This is a genomic window from Rhizorhabdus histidinilytica, from assembly GCF_900167915.1.
Taxonomy (GTDB): domain Bacteria; phylum Pseudomonadota; class Alphaproteobacteria; order Sphingomonadales; family Sphingomonadaceae; genus Rhizorhabdus; species Rhizorhabdus histidinilytica.
Map to the genome: position 1 here is coordinate 21874 of NZ_FUYM01000014.1, position 18138 is coordinate 40011.

Below are 18138 nucleotides of genomic sequence, written 5' to 3' on the forward strand. Positions count from 1 at the left end.
TCGCGGGAATGACGAAAAAGGGAGGGGCGTGAACGGTTCGACCTATTCCCCCACGACCTCGGGCACCCGGCTGGCCACCAGTTCGCGGGCCTTGCGTTCGATCGACCAGAGCAGCCGCTTGTCCTTCGGGTCCCAGGCGATCGCCTGGCCGTTGGTCGGAATCGGGATGGTCGCGACGTGGCGCAGGATCGATCCGGCTTCGGGCAGCGCCACGACATAGAGTTCGGGCCGGTCGTGGCCGGTGACGTAGAGCCATCCGTCCGCGCCCCAGGCGCCGCCCGACGAGCTGTAGGGCGCCATCCGGTCGAGTATCTCGGGCGGGAACAGCCATGCGCCCTGTTCGGCGAAAGTGCGGTCGAAGCGGACGAGGGTCGTCAGTCGATGGTCGCGCCCCGGCTCGCCGCCCTTGCCGTCATAATTGGCGAAACACGCCCACCAGCTTCCGTCATGCCAGTCGAGCCAGGTGAGCGAGCCCCGGCCGGGGCCGAGGCTGCGGCTGGCGACATGCTTCATCGCGCGGGTGTCGAACCATTCGATCGAGCTCGCCATCGGCACGTCGGGATAGTTGGACGCCGCGCAGACGAGCCGGTCCTTCAGGGTGATGCAGGAGTTCATATGCTTGAACGCGGCCTTGTCGCCCTGCCAGCGGGCGATCACCCGCCCGCTCGCCGGATCGATCTTGCTGATCGCGGCATTGTCGATCGCATAGAGGTGGCGGCCGTCGGACACCGCGCCCTGGCGGGCGTCCTCGGCCGGCACGCGCCGCACTTCGGTCGCGGCGGGCAGCGCCAGTACCGCGGCCAGGACGATCGCCAGCATCAGAACTTCACCGACACGCCGCCGTAGAAGGTCCGGCCATAGCGTTCGTTCTGGATGATCCAGTCGGTCCGCTTGTCCTGATACTGGCGCGTGGGTTCGTCGGTCAGGTTCTGCGCCTCGGCATAGACGCGGATATTGTCGGTGATCGTCACGCTGATCTTCGCATCCAGCCGGCGCAGGTCGTTGTTGTACTGGTCCTGATACGCCACGCCGCCCGGCGCGAGAAGGGACTTGCCGGTGTTGTGATAGGCGATCGAGCCTTCGAGCGGGCCCTTCTGGTAGAACAGCTCCGCCCCGTAGAGGTAGCGCGACTGCTGGGGAAAGGTCGAGCTGCGGCCGTCGGGCAGCTTCAGCGTCGAGCTGGTATAGGTGCCGGTCAGGCTGACGCCGAGACCGGACAGCAGGCCCGGCAGGAAGGTGAACTGCTGCTGGAACTGGCCCTCGATGCCGATGATGTCGCCGCGATCGGCGTTGAGCGGCTGCGAGGTGTCGAGGATCGCATAGGTACGGCCGTCGACGGTGACGTCGGTCTGGGTGAAGGTCTGGGTGAAGATCGGGTTCTTGATGAACTTGGCGAACACGCCGACGCTGAGCAGGCCGCCCTTGGCGAAATACCATTCGGCTGTAGCGTCGAGATTGTCGGAGCGATAGGGCTTCAGATCGGGATTGCCGAACGAGATCGACCCCTCGAACGTGCCCGGCGCGGCGCCCGCCTCGTAGTTCAGCGCGCCGCTTGGCGAGAGCTGACTGTAATTGGGGCGGCCTATACTGCGCGTATAGGCGAAGCGGAAGACGGTGTCGTCCGACGGCGTCACCCGGACGAGCAGGCTGGGTAGCCAGTCGTCATAGCTGTTGCGGCTGTTGCTGGGCGCCACCACGGTCGCGCCGCCAGCGGGCGTATCGAGCCGGAAGCCGGTGATGCGCAGCTTGGTCCGCTCGTAGCGCAGGCCCGGCGTCACCGTCACCTTGCCGAGCACCAGGTTCGCCATGACATAGCCGGCGGTCACGTCCTCATCGACGACGAAGTCGTTGAGTGTCGCGTTGTTGAGGCTGGTCGCGCTGTCCAGCACGAAATAGGGGCCGGGTAGGTTGGCGGCGGTGAAGGCGCGGATCGCGTCGAGGTCGATCACCGGCGCTACGCCATAGGGCTTGCCGGCCTTCGGATAGGACAGCACCGGATCGCCGGCGAGGCCGAACTGGGCGAGGGTGAAGCGGCTCGCCGCGTTTCCGCCGCGCGTCCAGGTGTCGTTGCGCGAGTCGAAGTCCTTGTCGGTCGCGCGATATTTGCCGCCGACCTTCAGGAAGCTGCCCTGGCCGAGCGAGCTCAGGTCGTAGGTCAGGTCGACCTTGCCCTGCCAGATATCCTCGTCGCCGCGTTCGTTCTGCTCGGTATATTGGCGGAAGTTCATCTGCGACGGCGAGCATTCGTTGCGTGGGGCGGCGCTGAACACCGTGTCGCTGAAATCGAAGTCGACCGTGCCGGGGTTGCAGCGGAACTGCCAGAGCTGATTCGGTTCGCGCACCTCGTTGTGGACGCGGGCGAGGACATAATCGAGCTTGAGCGCGTCGAAGCGGCTCGATCCGCCGATCATGCCCGCGAGCACCGACTTGGCCTTGTGCTCCTGCCGCAGGTCCTGGCGTCGTTCCGGTCCGGTGCCGCTGCCGACGCCGGCATTGGGAGTGCCGCTGACGGTGCCCGACACGCCGCCGGGATGAAAGGCGAAGGCGGGGGAGTTGATGAGCGCGTCGGTCGCGAAGTCGAGCCGGTAGCGCTGGCGATACTCGTCCTCGGTGAACTTGCTGTAGATGCCGCGGACGTAGACCTGGTGATCGTCGCCCGGCCGCCAGTCGAGCGATCCGGTGGCGCCGATCCGTTCGCGCTTCAGGCTGTAGTCGGTATATTTGATGTTGGTCGGCAGGCCGCCGCGCGCCGCGCCTGCCACCGGCCGCCAGTCGTCCGGATAGATGCCGTAGCTGGTGTAGGTGCGATCCGAATAGCTGCCGCCCAGCGTGATGCCGAACTGCTCGTCGCTGCCGAAACGTCCGGCGACGGCGGCATCGCCGCGGATCGGGCGCTTGTCGTTGAGCTCCTGATAGCCGACCTGGCCGTTGGCGACGACGGTGAAGCGGTCGCGGAAGTCGAAGGCGGTCTGGGTGACGAGGTTGATCGTGCCGCCGATCCCCTGGCCGTCCATATCGGGCGTCCGCGCCTTGTTGACCTCGACCCGGTTGAGGAGCTGGCCAGAGATGATGTCGAGCGGCAGTGCGCGGGTCTGGCCGTCGGGATTGCCGATCTCGATTCCGTTGACCGTATAGCCGTTGAGGTCCGACGGCACGCCGCGCACCGCGACGTAACGGCCTTCACCCTGGTCGTAGGTGACGCCGACGCCGGGCAGCCGCTCGACGACTTCGGCGACGTTGCGGTCGGGCAGGCGGCCGATCTCGTCCGACGCGGCGATGTCGGCGATGCCGATGGTGAAGCGCTTCGCCTCGATCGCGCGCTCCTGCTGGGCGCGCTGGCCCGAAACGACGATGTCCCCGTCGCCCTCGGCCGCCAGGGCGGCGCTGGAGAGACAGAGCAGGGCCACGCCTGCAAGCAGAGTCGATCGCGTCATAGGATAATCCCCTTTTTTCCGTCGGGCGGCGGATAGTCGGGAGGGATGACGCCACGGTTCCCGTTGGATGACGTTTTCGGGACGGTCATCCTGCCGCTTGAGGCGGAGCGGACTCCCCGATAAACGCGGTTCATGGATCGCATCACGATAAGGGGCGGCAACCGCCTCAAGGGCCGCCTGCCGATTTCAGGGGCCAAGAACGCGGCGTTGACGCTGCTGCCTTGCTCGCTCCTCACCGCGGAGCGGCTGACCCTCACCAATCTGCCGCGTCTCGCCGACGTCGACAGCTTCGGCCACCTGCTCAACGAGCTCGGCGTCTCGACGACGATGAGCCGCGGCAATGGCGAGACCATCGGCCGGAAGCTCACCATGTCGGCGGGCACCATCGCCTCGACCGTCGCGCCCTACGACATCGTCCGCAAGATGCGTGCGTCGATCCTCGTGCTCGGGCCCCTGGTCGCGCGGGCGGGAGAGGCGACCGTCTCGCTGCCGGGCGGCTGCGCGATCGGCAACCGTCCGATCGACCTGCACCTCAAGGCACTCGAAGCGCTGGGTGCGGAGATCGAGCTGGCGGCCGGCTATGTGAAGGCGATCGCGCCGTCGGGCGGCCTGCGCGGCGGACGGATCAGCTTCCCGGTCGTGTCGGTCGGTGCCACCGAGAACGCGCTGATGGCCGCCGTCCTCGCCCAGGGCGAGACGGTGATGGAGAATGCCGCGCGAGAGCCTGAGATCGTCGATCTCGCCCGCTGCCTCGTCGCGATGGGCGCCGAGATTGACGGCATCGGCACTGACCGCCTCGTCGTCCAGGGCAAGACGAGCCTGCACGGCGCCGAATATGAGGTGATGCCCGACCGGATCGAGGCAGGCAGCTATGCCTGCGCCGCGGCGATCACTGGCGGCGAGATCGACCTGGTCGGCGCCCGGACCGACGATATGGAGGCGATCCTGCAGGGCCTGCGCACCGCCGGTGTCGGGATCGAGCCGTTCGATGGTGGCATCCGCGTGACCGCGAACGGCAAGCTGCGCCCGCTGACCCTTTCGACCGCGCCGTTCCCGGCCTTCCCGACCGACATGCAGGCGCAGTTCATGGCGATGCTCGCGATGGCGGATGGAACCAGCGTGCTGACCGAGACGATCTTCGAGAATCGCTACATGCACGTTCCCGAACTGACCCGCATGGGCGCGGACATCCAGGTCCATGGCCGCACCGCGATCGTCAAGGGCGTCGACCGCATCGTCGGGGCCGATGTGATGGCGACCGACCTGCGCGCCTCGATGAGCCTGGTGCTCGCCGGCCTCGTCGCCGAGGGCGAGACGCGGGTCCACCGGGTCTATCATCTCGACCGCGGCTATGAGCGGCTCGAGGAGAAGCTGTCGGCGGTCGGCGCGGATATCGAGCGCGAAAGCGACGGCTGAGCGATCTAGAGTATCGCGCATTTCGTTGGTGCATCTGCTTCCGCTCATCCTGAGGAGCCATTGAGCGAAGGCGAGATGGCGTCTCGAAATATCCTTCGAGACGGGCCTTCGCCAAGCCTCGGTCCCTCCTCAGGATGAGCGGGTCAGAGGAATAGCTCGACCGTCAGGCGCGTTCGACCTCGTCGGGCTGCGCCTCGCAGGTCTTGCCGGTCTCGCCCGTCGCCATGATCTGGTTGTAGAGCTCGGCCTGGCGCGACCGGAGCCTCTCGCCCAACGCATCGAGGTCGAGCCGGCCTTTGTCATGCGCCGCGCGGGCGTCCTCGAACAGTTCCTCGTCCTCCTCGTCGATATGGTGGACGGTCTCCTCACCGAGGACGTGGACCTTCGAGGCGAACAGTTCCTCGTCGCCGTCGAGTTGCTCGAGCTCGGCGATGATGCGCTTGCCTGACTGATGCTCGACGATACCTTCGTTGACCTCGTCGTCGCCGATCACCGGCTTGAGCGCGGGGTAGAGTATCTCCTCCTCGATCGCCATATGGACGGTCAGCCGCATGCACAGTTCGCGGGCGATCTCGACGCGCCGCGTCGGACGCGCCTCCTCGGCTTCGTCGAACAGTTCCCGGAAGACATGATGTTCTTCCTTCAGCAGGCTGATCGCCATCGGATCGTCTGCCGCGATCCGGTGCTTTCCCTCGGTGTTGCGCGAACCATATTTGCCCGGCACGGCCGACCTCCTTTGTGAAGAATTTCCATTTCGGATCAACGGGCCGGGGCTGACCGATGTTCCCATCGCCTTGGTTAATCCATAACGGACCAATTGCCTGCTGACAGCCATGGGAGGGGCGCTAGTTCTTAACGGACATGGCACGCGGGGGCGAGCGAGCGGGTTGATGCGGCGTGCTGGAGGTCGCGAATGACATATTGGGGCTCGGCTCCGATCATCCTGGTTTCCGCCGACACGGAGGAGGGGGTGGCGGCGGCGGCGAGAAGCGTTGAAGCCACTGGAGGACGGATCGCGGCATCGGTCGATATCGATACCGCGGCGGAACGGCTGGAGAGCCAGGTGGCGATCGACCTGGTCTGGGTCGATATCGCGGCCGATCATGGCCCGATCCTGGACCGGCTTCTCGAACGGCTGGTTGTGGGCACCGAGCGCGGCGATTTCGCGGCGCTGATCGTGATCCCGTCGGAACTGGTCGACATCGTCGCGTCGCAGATCGGCGGCAGCGCCGTCAGCATCCTGGTCGGCCGCAACGAGCGGGCGCTGGACGCTGCATTGGCCGATCGGCTGGCGCGCGCGGCGCCGCAGCTTCGCGAGGACGGTGGCGACGAGGCGATCCGGCGCCACGACTTTCCGATCGAGAGCTTCGAGCAGGTGCACCGGCCTGTCCCAGTCGTGCGTGAAGGCGGCAGCGACGGGGAGGGGATCGGCTACGAGCCGCCGCCCCGCCCTGCGGTCATCGATGCCGGTGCGATCCGCGACATGATCCGTGCTCGTCGCCTGCGCGACGAGTTGTTCGGCGCCGGGCTGTTCGCCGATCCGGCCTGGGACATGCTGCTCGACCTGATGGCCGCGCGGCTCGAACGCCGCCCGGTCGCCGTATCGAGCCTGTGCATCGCCGCGGCGGTGCCGGCGACGACGGCGCTGCGCTGGATCAAGCAGCTGACCGAAGCGGGCTTGCTCCGCCGGGTCGCTGATCCAGATGACGGCCGGCGCGTGTTCATCGAGTTGACCGACCATGCCGCGTCGGTGATGGAGGCCTATTTCACGGCGATGCCGGCCGGCGCGCGGGGCTGACCGGCCGGCTGGAAGATCAGCCGATCGCGCGCAGCGCCTGTTCGAAGTCGGCGATCAGGTCGTCCGGGTCCTCGATGCCGATCGAGATGCGGACCAGATTGTCGCCGATGTCGAGCGCGCGCTTGCGCTCCTCGGACACCGACAGGTGGGTCATGCCGGCGGGATGGCTGGCCAACGTCTCGGTCCCGCCCAGGCTGACCGCCAGCTTGGCGATCTTGAGCGCGTCGAGGAAGGCGAAGGCTTCGCGCTCACCCCCCTTTAGGTAGAGCGAGAAGGTCGATCCCGCGCCGTCGCAATGTCGCTGGTAAATGTCGGCCTGGCGCGATCCGGGCTGGAGGAATCCGAGATAGCCGACCCGGTCGACCTGCGGCCGGCCGCGCAGCCATTCGCAGACTTTGGCGGCGTTCTCGCCGGCCCGGCTCATCCTGAGTTCGAGCGTTTCGAGCGAGCGCAGCAGCATCCATGCGGTGTTGGGATCGGTGATCGTGCCGATCGTGTTGCGCATCGCGCGGACCGGATCGAGCAGCGCCTTGGCCCCGACCACGCCGCCAGCCACCAGGTCGCTATGGCCGCCGGCATATTTGGTCAGCGAGTAGACCACCAGCTCGGCACCATGCCGCAGTGGCTTCGACCAAAGTGGGCCGAGGAAGGTGTTGTCGATCGCAATCGGCGGCTTCTCGTCCTCGCCGGCGAACAGCCGGTCGCGCACGTCGCGGACCGCCTGCACGTCGACCAGCGCATTGGTCGGATTGGCGGGGCTCTCCAGATAGATCAGCGCGACCCGGCCCTTCGCCTTGGCGGCGGAGATCACCGTGTCGATCTCCTCCGGCGTGGCGCCGGCCGGGAAATCGAGCCACGATACGCCAAACCGACCGAGGATGCGGGCGATCAGCGTCTCGGTGGCGGCATAGAGCGGCGCCGAATGGACGATCACGTCGCCGGGACGGACCAGGCTGAGCAGCAACGTGGCGATCGCCGACATGCCGCTGGAGAAGCTCAGCGCGTCCTCCGCATCCTCCCAGATGCCGAGCCGGTCCTCCAATATCTCTTGGTCCGGGCCGTTGAAGCGCGAATAGACGAGGCCCTCGGCCCCACCCGGCCGTTTGCCGGTGACGCCCTCGAAATGGCGCTTTCCGGCGGCGGCGTTCTCGAAGACGAAGGTGGAAGTCAGGAAGATCGGCGGCTTGAGAGCACCTTCCGACAGCATCGGATCATAGCCATGCCCCATCATCAGGGTGGAAGGCTTGAGCCTGTGGCCGCCGATCTCGAGGACCTCGGGCTTGGGGCGCCGGCGCGGTGTCGTGCCGCTCAGCGTATGTTCGGTATTTTTGGGCATGGATATCCTGCGCATATCTTTTGTGATGGGCAGGAAGATGCGCCTTGCCCACTGCGCTGACAAGCGGGAGGGCCTTCAGGCGAGACGAAGTCAGGCGAGCGGCCGGAGCAACTGGATGGCAACCGCCAGCCACGGCGCGTCGACGATCTGCTGGCGTGATCCCTGGCCGGGGGGCAGGATCTGCAAGCGGTGGCCGTCATGGTCGATCAGCCTGCCGAAGACGAAGCGCCCACCCGCGCGCGGCGCCAGCACGTCGCGATTGAGCGCCTGGCCGAAGGAGCGCAGGTCGAGCCGCTCCAGCCAGATCATGTCGCCGGTGCGATATTCGCCGACGCTGGTTTCGACGAGCATGGTCAGCCCGCTATAGGAGGGGCGGGGCAAGGCGGCGATCTGTGGCTGGCGCGGCGCGGCGGCGCCGTCGGGGCCGAGCAGGGCGAGGATGTCGAGCGTGGCCTGTTCGGGAACGCGGACCAACTCGGCGGCTTCGACGCCGAGCGCGGCGGCGATGCGGTTGAGCCAGCGGATCGAGACGGTCCGCATCCCGGTTTCGAGCCGGCCGATCGTCTGCGCCGTCGTCGGCGGTACGCAGCGGTCCGCTACGTCCTGGAGCGTCATTCCCTTGGCGCGCCGTACTTCGCGGATGCAGCTTCTCATCGGCTCCTGACCCAGGCGGCTGGTAAAGCGGTGGCTGCATAGCGAAGTGCGCCTGCCCGGTACAAGGACGGGCCGGAAGAAACTGGCAATTCCCGGGAGGCCCGCCTATTTCCGGCGCGAACGGAGGATCGATGGCGAAGATCGGCTGGGGCAAGATATTGGCGGGCGTGGCCACTGCCGCCGCGGCCGGCGCGGCCTATGTCTATTTCAAGCAGCGCGCAGCGCGGGCGCCGATTCACGAGACGCTGGCAAGCGACGGGCCATTCGAGATTCGCCGCTATCCGGCCCTGCTCGTCATCGAGACCGCCCAATATGGTAAGCGCGACCGTGCGCTCGGCAACGGCTTCGGCCTGCTCGCCGACTATATGTTCGGCGAGGGACGCGGCGGCGAAGAGATTCCGATCACCATGCCGGTGCTGGCCGGAGCGCTGCCCGGCGATGCGTGGCGCATCCGGTTCCTGCTGCCGCAGGGCATCGATCGCGAAAGCCTCGATCCGCCCGGGCCGGGGATATCGCTCGCCGAGATCCCGGCGCGCGAGGTCGCCGTCATCTCGGTTCCCGGCAAGCCGACCGACCGTCTGTTCGCGGCGAAGGCGGACGAGCTCGGGCGCTGGATCGAGGGGCAGGGGCGCAGGGCCGCCGGGGATGTCGAGCACGCCTATTACAACTCGCCGCTCAAGCCCGGCACGACTCTGCCCAACGAGCTGTTCATTCCGCTCGCGACCTAGGCAAAAGGGCATCGGACTGTGGCGGAAAAGCCACAGGTGGCAATAGTCGCGAAATTTTTTCCGTTGATCGCAACCCTTTCACCGAAAGCTCGTTTAGCGGCTGTCTGGGGGATCCGATGCGGTTCCGGAATGGATGTCGTTTCCGGATCGGTTCGTCGCAGAAACGGATGCGCTTGCGCGTATCCGGGTGATTGGGTTAGGTGAACGCAGTTCCATTGGGAACCTGTTGGAAAGGGGAATGATATGCGCAAGCTTGCCATCCTGGCGGCCCTAGCATCTACCGCGCTCGCAGCGCCGTCCTTTGCTCGTGACAACGCCTGGTACGTCGGTGTCGAAGGCGGTGGTATGTTGCATGAGGACATGAAGTTCGACGTCGGTCCGTCGACGCTGTCGCCGGGCGGCCGTGCAACGGTCGACTCCAAGACCGGTTTCGACGTCGACGGCATCGTCGGCTATGATTTCGGCATGTTCCGCCTTGAAGGCGAAGTCGGTTACAAGCGTGACCGCGTGAACAGCTTCACGACCAGCGCGTCGCGCACTCCCGCCGCTGTCGGTGGCGCCGGTGCTCCGGCCGGGACCTATCCGGACGCTTCGGGCAAGAACAGCGCCCTTAGCTTCATGGTCAACGGCCTGCTCGACTTCGGTGGCGAGGAAGGCTTCTCGGGTTACATCGGCGGTGGCGCCGGTATCGCCCGCGTCAAGTTCGCCGGCTACAATGTGTCGGGCGACGACTTCCTGAACGACTCGGACTCGAAGTTCGCCTGGCAGGCGATCGCCGGTGTCCGTTATCCGGTGTCGACCAACGTCGACGTCGGCCTGAAGTATCGCTACTTCAACGTCAAGGATGCGAAGGTATTCGACCGCCTCGGCGCCGAATATGAGGGCACGTGGCGTTCGCACAGCCTGCTGCTGAGCCTCGTCTACAACTTCGGTGAGCCGGCTGCTCCGCCGCCTCCGCCGCCGCCCCCGCCGCCGCCGCCTCCGCCCCCGCCGCCTCCGCCGCCGCCTCCGCCGGTGGTCGAGACTCCGGGTCCGTTCATCGTGTTCTTCGACTGGGATAAGTCGGACATCACGGCGGAAGCCGCGTCGATCCTCGACAATGCTGCCAACGCCTATGCGACGACCGGCCAGGCGCGGGTCCAGCTTGCCGGCCACGCCGACAAGTCGGGTAGCGACCAGTATAACGTCGGCCTCTCGCAGCGTCGTGCCGACGCGGTGAAGGCCTACCTCGCTGGCAAGGGCGTGCCGGACTCGGCGATCACGACGGAAGCGTTCGGTGAGAGCCGTCCGCTGGTCGACACCGCCGACGGTGTCCGCGAGCCGCAGAACCGTCGCGTCGAAATCACCTTCGGCGCCGGCATGTAAGCGGCTGTGTCATCGATCCGTCGATGACGCGCAGAATTGGGGTCGGCCTTCGGGCCGGCCCTTTTTCTTTGTCCTCAACACTTTATTCAGCGATGGGGATGGGGCATTGTCGGCATCCGTTGGGGGCTGCCGATGAAGGAGATATAGCATGTCCCGCACCCGTTCGCTTTCTATGGGCCTCCTTGCCGCATTGCCGATCCTGCTGGCCGCGCCCGCCGTGGCGTTGGCGCATGATCATGGCCATGGCGGCGGGGCGATGGCCGACCTGATCGACGGCCAGGGCCAGACCAAGGGCAAGGCGACGATCCGGCAGGGCAAGGACGGCATTGAGGTCGACGTGAAGGCGGTCGGCCTGCCGGCCGGCGTCCACGCCGTCCACGTCCACACCACCGGTACCTGCACCGGCCCCGACTTCACCAGTGCGGGCGGGCATTGGAACCCCGGCAAGAAGCAGCATGGCCACGACAATCCGGCCGGCGCCCATATGGGCGACATGCCGAACATGACGGTCGGTGCCGACGGCACCGGCGAACTCAAGACCGTGATCAAGGGCGGAATGCTGACCGACGGTGCCATGCCGCTGCTCGATGCGGACGGCGCTGCCGTCGTCGTCCATGCCGCCGCCGATGACTATAAGACCGATCCGACCGGCAATGCCGGCGGCCGTCTCGCCTGCGGCGTGATCAAGGCCGAATGACCGACGGCCGGCCGCCGCGCATCCTGTTCGTCTGCCTGGGGAACATCTGCCGTTCCCCCTTGGCTGAGGCGGCAATGCGCGCGGCCGCCGAGCGCGAGGATGTTCCGGTCGAGGTCGATTCCGCCGGCACTGGCGACTGGCATGTCGGCAAGGCGCCCGATCGCCGCGCGATCGCGACCGCGTACCGCCATGGCCTCGACATCGCCGGGCTGCGCGCGCGCCAGGTCGGCGCCGACGACTTCCGCGCCTTCGACCGGCTGGTTGCGCTCGACCGCAGCAACCTCGATACGCTGCGCGCGATCGCGCCCGAAGACGGACGAGCGCAGTTGTCGCTGCTGCTCGATCACGTCGCGGGCCGTGAGGGCGAGGACGTCGCCGATCCCTATTTCGGGGAGGACGAGGGCTTCGAGCAGGCCTGGCGCGACATCTGCGCCGGCGTCGGCGGCCTGCTTGCCGAACTCGCGGGTCAACCGAGCCGGTAGCGCGCGATCGCCGAATAGCTGGCGCCCGATGCGCCAAGGTGGCTCTCGTAGAGCAGGAAATGGTCGAATTGCCCCTCCACCGGGTCGGGCCAGAGGCTGTCCATCGGTAGCCTTCCCGACGGCGCCTGCCCGCGTGCGAAGCGGGCCAGGGTGATATGCGGCACGAACGCCCGTTCCTCGGGTGGGATCCCCGCCCGCACCAACGCCGCTGTCACCGCCCCATGGAGCGACTTCACCGGAGGATGCGGCGTCACGCCCGCCCAGATATTGTCGATCCGGCCGCGACGGTCGAAGCAGCCGACTCCGTCGAGCCGCAGCGTGAAGGCCGGATGGGACACCGCACCCAGCGCCGCGGCGACGTCCTCGGCGACATGGCGATCGACCTCGCCGACGAAACGGAGGGTGAGGTGGAGCTGGGCGTCGTCCTGCCACCGAGCGCCGGGAATGTCGCCCATCGCGGCGAGCAATGCCTCACGCATCGGAAGCGGCGGACGCAAGGCTATGAACAGGCGGTGCATGCCCCCGATTGTCGCGCCATGTGACGGTAACGCAAGCCTGTTCAGGCGCCTTTCAGGCGCGATATGCTTGAAAAACCAAGTCGTTCCGCCGATATTGCGGACAGCGCGGCATTTCGCCGCATCATTGGAGAGTGTTTATACCATGGCAAACTGGTCCGACCCCCGAGTAAATGCCGCGCCCGCCGCGACACGAGCGGGTGTGGCTGACGCAGCCTTTGACGCCGGTCTGCGGTCCTACATGCTCTCGGTCTACAATTACATGGCGTCGGGCGTCCTGCTGACGGGTATCGTCGCGCTGCTCTTCGCCGAATCCGGCCTGGCCGCGCAGCTCTTCGTCACACCGCTTCGCTGGCTGATCGTCCTGGCGCCGCTCGCCTTCGTCATGGTGCTGAGCTTCGGCATCAACAAGCTGTCGACCACGGCGGCGCAGGGCCTGTTCTGGGCCTTCGCGGGTGTGATGGGCCTGTCGATGTCGTCGCTGTTCCTGGCCTATACCGGCTCGTCGATCGCGATCACCTTCTTCGCGACCGCGACCGCCTTCGCCGCGCTCAGCCTGTGGGGCTACACCACCAAGAAGGACCTGTCGGGCTTCGGCACCTTCCTGATCATGGGCGTCGTCGGCCTGCTGGTCGCTTCGCTGCTCAACATCTTCTTCAAGTCGCCGGCGCTGAACCTGGCGATCAGCGCCATCGGCGTGCTGCTGTTCGCGGGCCTGACCGCCTATGACACGCAGAAGATCAAGAGCATGTACTTCTACGTCGCCGGCACCGATTTCGCCGGCAAGTCGGTGGTGATGGGTGCGCTCACCCTCTACCTCGACTTCATCAACATGTTCACCTTCCTGCTGCAGTTCATGGGCGATCGCCGCTGATCCCGACGCAGGTCGAATGATGAAAGGCCCGGTGGCGACACCGGGCCTTTTTCTTTGCCCGCTCCGCGCTATGGTCCGGCGATGGGGGGACGGATGGACTATCTCGGCCTGCGCTTCGACCAGCTCGACGAGGATGCGGTGGTCGATCGGCTGCGGGCGCGGACGGCGGACGCGCCTTTCGCCTATCTCGTCACCCCCAATGTCGATCACGTCGTGCGGCTGTCGCGGCTGTCCGACAATGCGGAGGAATGGCGCGCCTATCGGCGGGCCGGCTGGTCGCTATGCGACAGCCGTATCCTGGCGCTGCTCGCCTCGCTTCGCGGTATCCGCTTGCCGGTGGTGCCCGGCAGCGACCTGACCGCCCGGCTGTTGCTGGACGTGGCCGCCCCGGGGGATCGGATCGCGCTGATCGGCGGGCGGGAGGGCGATCCGACGGTCCTGTCGCGCCTTCGTCCCGATATCGTCTTCGTCCAGCACGTCCCGCCGATGGGGCTGCGCGACGACCCCGCCGCCCGCACCGCCGCCGTCCGCTTCGCCATTGGCAGCGGCGCACGCTTCATCCTGCTCGCGACCGGATCGCCGCAGCAGGAACTGATCGCCGCCGAGGCGCTCGACCACCCTGATGCGCGCGGCACCGCGCTCTGTATCGGGGCATCGATCGACTTCCTGGCGGGGCGCGAGAAGCGCGCGCCGCGCTGGATGCAGCGGCTGGCGCTTGAATGGCTCCATCGGCTGCTGTCCGATCCGGCCCGGCTATGGCGCCGCTATCTGGTCGAAGGCCCGCGCATCCTGTTGCTCGCCTGGAGGTTCAGACGCCCGCCGTCATCCGAAAGGCGGGTCGATCCCTGATCCGCTCGATATAGGCGGCGATGCGGGGGTGATCGGCGATATCGGGCACCCCGAACATCGCCGCCCAGACGAGTTCCGCGCCGACATAGACGTCGGCGGCGCTGAACCGCTCGCCCAATATCCACGGGCCGGGGTCTAGCATCGTGTCGAGCGTGTCGAGCACGTCGGCATAGCTGCCATAGCCGGCGGTCGTCCGCGGTGCATCGGGCCGCTTGAGCATCGTGTCGAGGATCGCCGGCTCGATCACGCCCGCGCCGAAGAACATCCAGCGTAGCCAGGTGCCGCGCTGCGGATCGCCGATGGCGGGCGCCAGCCCCTTTTCCGGAAAGGCGTCGGCCAGATAGGCGATGATCGCGCCCGTCTCGGTCACCGTCACGCCGCGATGGACGATCGCGGGCACCTTGCCCATCGGATTGATCGCCAGATAGTCGGCCTGCCGGCTCTCGCCCTTCTCGAAGTCGATGACCACCAGCCGGTAGGGGATGCCGAGCTCCTCGAGCAGGAAATGGACCATCTGCGCGCGCGAGCGCGGATTGCCGTAGAGGACCAGTTCGTCGTTCATGCCAGCTTCTCCCGCAGGAAGGTGAGGGTCCGGTCCCAGCCGAGGGTCGCGGCCGCTTCATTGTAGCGTGCCGCCGACGTGTCGTTGTGGAAGGCGTGCTGGGTGCCCGGATAGTCGAAGCGGCGGACGTCGACATGCGCCGCCTGCAGCGCCTGGACCCAGGGCCCGGCACCCGCGTTCACCCGGTCGTCGCTGCCCGCATAATGGAGCATGACCGCAGCCTTGACCTTTGCCGCGTCGGCGGGCGGCGGAGGCGGGCCGTAGAAGGCGACGGCCGCTTTCAGCGCAGTCCCTGCGGTGACCGCCAGCCGATCGGCCATCGCGCCGCCCCAGCAGAAGCCGACCACCCCGACCTTGCCGCTCAGCAGCTTGTGCGCGGCGAGCCAGTCGATCGTGGCGACGCCGTCGGCGGTGGCGGCGGGAAGGTCGAGCGCGGCGATCATCGCGCGCGCCTTGTCCTCGTCGGCCGGCGTGCCGCCCTGCGGCGACAGGAAATCGAGCGCGACGCCGACGAAGCCGGCAACCGCCAGCCGCCGGGCGACGTCGCGCGTATAGGGCTGCAACCCGCGATTCTCGTGGACGACGAGGACGGCGGGGGGCTTCTTCGCATGCTTCTTCGGGATCGCCATATAACCGAACAACTGATGGCCATTGGCGCCCGGCCAATGCACCATCCGCGCCGTCAGCCGCTTGTCGTCCTCGGCGACGATCGCGGCGGCGGCGGGATCGGCGGCGATCGTCGCCGCCAGCATCTGTGCGGCCGCCGCACTGCCCGCGAGGCGGGTCATGTCGGCCATGAAGGCGCGGCGATCCTGCGCGCCATGGGTGAAGCGGTCGTAGAGCGCGATCGCGCGGGCCTTCAGATCCTCATCGTGCATGCTGTCGGCCCTTTCATCCTATTGTCCGGCCGGGAGCGGGGCCGGCGGTGGGGGAGGGGTAACCACCGGCGGCGGGACCGCGACGGTCGGCGCCGCGACCGGAACGGCCGCGGCTTCCTTGCCCGGTTCAACCGCCGGACGTGCCTCCGGTTTCGGTGCATGGACCACGGCGCCGCCGTCCTTGGGCATGCCGGCCGCGTCGCCGGTCGTCGCATCGATCGCGGTGATCTGGTCGGACCGGTCGACGGGTAGGGCGACGTCGTCGATGCTCGTAGCGATCTGAGGGCCGCCGCCGTCCTCCTCGACCACGGGAGGCTTCTCCTTCCCGCAGCCGGATAGCGTGATCAGCAGCGCGGCAATCAGAAGCGAGCGGCGCATCGGTTCATACCCCATGATAGTCGCGGAACCAGTCGACGAAGCGGGGGACGCCCTCGCTGATGTCGGTCGTCGGTCGGAAGCTCAGGTCGCGCTCGATCGCGCCGATATCGGCGAAGGTCTCGCGCACGTCGCCGGGCTGCATCGGTTTCATCTCGCGGATCGCCGGCCGGCCGCATGCGGCCTCGATCAGGTCGATCAGCCGGGTCAGCTCCTCCGATCGGTGATTACCGATATTGTAGATGGCGTGAGGCGAGACGCTCCCGCCCGCCTTGGCCTGCCCGTCGTCGGCCGGCGGATTGTCGACGGCCGCGATGACGCCGGTGACGATGTCGTCGATATAGGTGAAGTCGCGCCGCATCTCGCCGCCGTTGAACACCGAGATCGGCCGTCCCCGCAGGATCGCGTCGGTGAACAGCCATAGCGCCATGTCGGGCCGGCCCCAGGGGCCATAGACGGTGAAGAAGCGCAGGCCGGTCTGCGGCAGTCGATAGAGATTGGCATAGGTCTCGCTCATCAACTCGTCTGCCTTCTTGGTGGCGGCGTAGAGCGACAGCGGGTGATCGACCCGGTCCTCGACCCGGAAGGGCAGCGTCTCATTGCCGCCATAGACCGAGGAGGAGGAGGCGTAGACGAGATGCCCGGCCCGGCGTTCGCGCGCCAGTTCGAGGATGTTGAGGTGGCCCACGAGGTTGCTTTGCGCATAGGCGCGCGGATTCTCGAGCGAATAGCGGACGCCGGCCTGCGCGCCGAGATGGACGATCCGGTCGATCTCCAACCCTTCGAGCGCCGCGTCGAGCGCGGCATGATCGGCGAAGTCGCACGGGATGAAGCTGTAGCGGCCGCCGCCCTCCGCAGCGGCCTTGGCGACGCGGTCACGCTTGAGCTGGACCGAATAATAATCGTTGAGGTTGTCGATTCCGACGACGCTTTCTCCACGGGCGAGCAGGCGTAGCGAACAATGCATGCCGATGAAGCCGGCGGCGCCTGTGATGAGAATCGCCATGCGCCATCCTTAAGGTGTTGGCGGCGGCAGGAAAACCGATCTTCGAGGCTTCCCATTGCCGCATCGATGCCTATAAGGGCGCCTCGCCGACCATGCTGGGGCGTCGCCAAGTGGTAAGGCAGCGGCTTTTGGTGCCGCCATTCGCAGGTTCGAATCCTGCCGCCCCAGCCAACATGTCGATCAGTGCAGCAGTGCGCGGAACGTGTCGGCGGCGGCCGGGTTTTACGTCTTGATCGAGTTGCTCGCGACGGTGCTGCGAATGCGCGCAGTGCCGCAGGCGCCGGACCGTGATCGTTTGGGCCGGTTAGCCCCGAACATCGGGTCCCATATGCGCGCCGTCGAGGTGCTCGCGATCGCCGCCCCATCGAGAGGAACCCCTCGTCATGTCCGAACGGTCCCGACTTTCCGACGCGCACACCGAACAGCCCTCATTACGGGGACGCAGGGCGGCCATCACCGGCGGCACCACCGGCATCGGCCGCGCGATCGCTGTGCTGCTGGCGAGCGAAGGGGTCCGCGTCTTCGTCTGCGGCCGCACGTCCGAGCATCTCGATGACGCGCTCGAGCGAATCCGCGAGGTGGGGGAAGGCGACGGCGTCACGGTCGATCTGTCGCGGCGCGACGATGTCGATCGTTTCTTCAAGGCGGCCGACGCCTATCTCGGCGGTCTCGACCTTGCCGTGATCAACGCCGCGATCCCCGCCGAGGCGCTGGCCGACACGTCCGAGGACGACCTCTATTATCAGACCGCGACCGACCTGACCGCCTATCTGTCCTGCACGCGGGAGGCGGTGCGCCGGATGCAGGCGGGGGCCGACGTGATCCTCATCGGATCGATGTCGGCCAATTCACGATCGGCCGGATCGTCGGTCTATGTGGCGGCCAAGGCGGGGATTCAGGGTTTTGCGGAGGCGCTGCGCAAGGAACTGGCGGAAAAGGACATCAAGGTCGGGCTGATCGAGCCGGGCTTCACCGGCGCCGACTTCCAATATCCCGATTATCCACCGGAAAAGCAGGTCGAGCTGATTGGCCAACACAAGATGCTGCGGGCCGAGGACATCGCGGTGGCGGCGCACTTCATGCTGCGGCAGCCGCGGCGGACGGCGGTGTCGATGATGCGGGTGGAAACCCGGCTCGACCATCCCTGAGCCGGGACGGCCGGGCCGCGG

At 67.0% G+C, this 18138-nt stretch carries 19 protein-coding genes and 1 tRNA gene; 10 read left to right on the top strand and 10 right to left on the bottom strand.

Annotated elements, in window-relative coordinates; genetic code table 11:
* Positions 1-42: 42 nt before the first annotated feature.
* Both B5X82_RS22510 and B5X82_RS22515 read right to left on the bottom strand, forming a co-directional pair.
* A complete protein-coding gene (locus B5X82_RS22510; RefSeq protein WP_079650521.1) occupies positions 43-819 on the bottom strand; it encodes a hypothetical protein in 777 nt (258 codons plus the stop codon).
* Positions 819-3434 carry a TonB-dependent receptor gene (locus tag B5X82_RS22515; RefSeq protein WP_079650523.1) on the bottom strand — a complete coding sequence of 872 codons (2616 nt, stop codon included), beginning with the start codon at positions 3432-3434 and terminating at the stop codon, positions 819-821. Before B5X82_RS22515 ends, B5X82_RS22510 begins: the two co-directional genes overlap by 1 nt.
* A 132-nt stretch (positions 3435-3566) precedes the next feature.
* On the opposite strand from B5X82_RS22515, the gene murA reads away from it, so the two are divergent.
* A complete protein-coding gene (murA, locus tag B5X82_RS22520) occupies positions 3567-4850 on the top strand; it encodes a UDP-N-acetylglucosamine 1-carboxyvinyltransferase (RefSeq protein WP_011951706.1) in 1284 nt (427 codons plus the stop codon).
* 163 nt (positions 4851-5013) lie between these two features.
* Here the strand turns inward: murA and B5X82_RS22525 are convergent, their stop codons facing one another.
* A complete protein-coding gene (locus B5X82_RS22525) occupies positions 5014-5574 on the bottom strand; it encodes a hemerythrin domain-containing protein (RefSeq protein ID WP_079650525.1) in 561 nt (186 codons plus the stop codon).
* A 189-nt stretch (positions 5575-5763) separates the two neighbouring features.
* Between B5X82_RS22525 and B5X82_RS22530 the strand changes: the two genes are divergently transcribed.
* Entirely contained in the window at positions 5764-6648 is an 885-nt protein-coding gene (locus B5X82_RS22530) for a winged helix DNA-binding protein (protein WP_079650527.1), read from the top strand.
* Between the two features lie 16 nt (positions 6649-6664).
* Here the strand turns inward: B5X82_RS22530 and B5X82_RS22535 are convergent, their stop codons facing one another.
* Entirely contained in the window at positions 6665-7984 is a 1320-nt protein-coding gene (locus B5X82_RS22535) for a cystathionine gamma-synthase family protein (protein ID WP_079650529.1), read from the bottom strand.
* Positions 7985-8074: 90 nt separating this feature from the next.
* Positions 8075-8638, bottom strand: a complete 564-nt coding sequence (locus B5X82_RS22540) for a helix-turn-helix domain-containing protein (RefSeq protein ID WP_079650531.1) — start codon at positions 8636-8638, stop codon at positions 8075-8077.
* A 131-nt stretch (positions 8639-8769) separates the two neighbouring features.
* On the opposite strand from B5X82_RS22540, the gene B5X82_RS22545 reads away from it, so the two are divergent.
* The 4 genes from B5X82_RS22545 to B5X82_RS22560 all read left to right on the top strand — a co-directional run bounded on the left by B5X82_RS22545 (position 8770) and on the right by B5X82_RS22560 (position 11910).
* Positions 8770-9366: an SOUL family heme-binding protein gene (locus tag B5X82_RS22545; RefSeq protein ID WP_079650533.1), complete on the top strand. Its 597-nt coding sequence runs from the start codon at positions 8770-8772 to the stop codon at positions 9364-9366.
* 243 nt (positions 9367-9609) lie between these two features.
* On the top strand, positions 9610-10731 hold the full coding sequence (locus B5X82_RS22550; protein ID WP_079650535.1) for an OmpA family protein: 1122 nt from the start codon (positions 9610-9612) through the stop codon (positions 10729-10731).
* Between the two features lie 148 nt (positions 10732-10879).
* Entirely contained in the window at positions 10880-11428 is a 549-nt protein-coding gene (locus B5X82_RS22555) for a superoxide dismutase family protein (RefSeq protein ID WP_079650537.1), read from the top strand.
* Positions 11425-11910, top strand: coding sequence for a low molecular weight protein-tyrosine-phosphatase (locus tag B5X82_RS22560; protein WP_079650539.1), 486 nt, complete (start codon positions 11425-11427; stop codon positions 11908-11910). The genes B5X82_RS22555 and B5X82_RS22560 overlap by 4 nt, the downstream gene beginning before the upstream one ends.
* On the opposite strand, the gene thpR is transcribed toward B5X82_RS22560, so the two are convergent.
* A complete protein-coding gene (thpR, locus tag B5X82_RS22565; RefSeq protein WP_079650541.1) occupies positions 11895-12428 on the bottom strand; it encodes an RNA 2',3'-cyclic phosphodiesterase in 534 nt (177 codons plus the stop codon). The two genes, B5X82_RS22560 and thpR, sit on opposite strands and share 16 nt — an antisense overlap.
* A 142-nt stretch (positions 12429-12570) precedes the next feature.
* Here thpR and B5X82_RS22570 point away from each other — a divergent pair, with 142 nt between their 5' ends.
* Together B5X82_RS22570 and B5X82_RS22575 are read left to right on the top strand one after the other, a co-directional pair.
* A complete protein-coding gene (locus B5X82_RS22570) occupies positions 12571-13299 on the top strand; it encodes a Bax inhibitor-1/YccA family protein (RefSeq protein WP_079650542.1) in 729 nt (242 codons plus the stop codon).
* A 93-nt stretch (positions 13300-13392) separates the two neighbouring features.
* Positions 13393-14148, top strand: a complete 756-nt coding sequence (locus B5X82_RS22575) for a WecB/TagA/CpsF family glycosyltransferase (protein ID WP_079650544.1) — start codon at positions 13393-13395, stop codon at positions 14146-14148.
* Here the strand turns inward: B5X82_RS22575 and B5X82_RS22580 are convergent.
* From B5X82_RS22580 to B5X82_RS22595, 4 genes are read right to left on the bottom strand one after another with little or no spacing between them, the layout of a single operon-like run.
* Positions 14108-14710, bottom strand: a complete 603-nt coding sequence (locus B5X82_RS22580; protein WP_079650545.1) for a glutathione S-transferase family protein — start codon at positions 14708-14710, stop codon at positions 14108-14110. The genes B5X82_RS22575 and B5X82_RS22580 overlap by 41 nt on opposite strands.
* Complete coding sequence (locus B5X82_RS22585; protein WP_079650547.1) at positions 14707-15588, bottom strand: dienelactone hydrolase family protein; 882 nt, start codon at positions 15586-15588, stop codon at positions 14707-14709. The genes B5X82_RS22580 and B5X82_RS22585 overlap by 4 nt, the downstream gene beginning before the upstream one ends.
* 18 nt (positions 15589-15606) lie before the next feature.
* Positions 15607-15966, bottom strand: a complete 360-nt coding sequence (locus B5X82_RS22590; protein WP_079650548.1) for a hypothetical protein — start codon at positions 15964-15966, stop codon at positions 15607-15609.
* A gap of 4 nt (positions 15967-15970) precedes the next feature.
* Complete coding sequence (locus tag B5X82_RS22595; RefSeq protein ID WP_079650550.1) at positions 15971-16969, bottom strand: SDR family NAD(P)-dependent oxidoreductase; 999 nt, start codon at positions 16967-16969, stop codon at positions 15971-15973.
* A gap of 96 nt (positions 16970-17065) precedes the next feature.
* Here B5X82_RS22595 and B5X82_RS22600 point away from each other — a divergent pair.
* A tRNA-Gln gene (locus tag B5X82_RS22600) sits at positions 17066-17140 on the top strand.
* 212 nt (positions 17141-17352) lie between these two features.
* Positions 17353-18117: an SDR family oxidoreductase gene (locus B5X82_RS22605; protein WP_079650552.1), complete on the top strand. Its 765-nt coding sequence runs from the start codon at positions 17353-17355 to the stop codon at positions 18115-18117.
* The last annotated feature ends 21 nt before the right edge of the window (positions 18118-18138 follow it).

Coding starts and splice junctions, on each gene's coding strand:
- B5X82_RS22560 (WP_079650539.1), top strand. CDS start 11,425: ATGACCGACGGCCGGCCGCCGCGCATCCTGTTCGTCTGCCTGGGGAAC.
- B5X82_RS22580 (WP_079650545.1), bottom strand. CDS start 14,710: ATGAACGACGAACTGGTCCTCTACGGCAATCCGCGCTCGCGCGCGCAG.
- B5X82_RS22515 (WP_079650523.1), bottom strand. CDS start 3,434: ATGACGCGATCGACTCTGCTTGCAGGCGTGGCCCTGCTCTGTCTCTCC.
- B5X82_RS22530 (WP_079650527.1), top strand. CDS start 5,764: ATGACATATTGGGGCTCGGCTCCGATCATCCTGGTTTCCGCCGACACG.
- thpR (WP_079650541.1), bottom strand. CDS start 12,428: ATGCACCGCCTGTTCATAGCCTTGCGTCCGCCGCTTCCGATGCGTGAG.
- B5X82_RS22590 (WP_079650548.1), bottom strand. CDS start 15,966: ATGCGCCGCTCGCTTCTGATTGCCGCGCTGCTGATCACGCTATCCGGC.
- B5X82_RS22570 (WP_079650542.1), top strand. CDS start 12,571: ATGGCAAACTGGTCCGACCCCCGAGTAAATGCCGCGCCCGCCGCGACA.
- murA (WP_011951706.1), top strand. CDS start 3,567: ATGGATCGCATCACGATAAGGGGCGGCAACCGCCTCAAGGGCCGCCTG.
- B5X82_RS22510 (WP_079650521.1), bottom strand. CDS start 819: ATGCTGGCGATCGTCCTGGCCGCGGTACTGGCGCTGCCCGCCGCGACC.
- B5X82_RS22545 (WP_079650533.1), top strand. CDS start 8,770: ATGGCGAAGATCGGCTGGGGCAAGATATTGGCGGGCGTGGCCACTGCC.
- B5X82_RS22555 (WP_079650537.1), top strand. CDS start 10,880: ATGTCCCGCACCCGTTCGCTTTCTATGGGCCTCCTTGCCGCATTGCCG.
- B5X82_RS22605 (WP_079650552.1), top strand. CDS start 17,353: ATGTCCGAACGGTCCCGACTTTCCGACGCGCACACCGAACAGCCCTCA.
- B5X82_RS22585 (WP_079650547.1), bottom strand. CDS start 15,588: ATGCACGATGAGGATCTGAAGGCCCGCGCGATCGCGCTCTACGACCGC.
- B5X82_RS22550 (WP_079650535.1), top strand. CDS start 9,610: ATGCGCAAGCTTGCCATCCTGGCGGCCCTAGCATCTACCGCGCTCGCA.
- B5X82_RS22595 (WP_079650550.1), bottom strand. CDS start 16,969: ATGGCGATTCTCATCACAGGCGCCGCCGGCTTCATCGGCATGCATTGT.
- B5X82_RS22540 (WP_079650531.1), bottom strand. CDS start 8,638: ATGAGAAGCTGCATCCGCGAAGTACGGCGCGCCAAGGGAATGACGCTC.
- B5X82_RS22535 (WP_079650529.1), bottom strand. CDS start 7,984: ATGCCCAAAAATACCGAACATACGCTGAGCGGCACGACACCGCGCCGG.
- B5X82_RS22575 (WP_079650544.1), top strand. CDS start 13,393: ATGGACTATCTCGGCCTGCGCTTCGACCAGCTCGACGAGGATGCGGTG.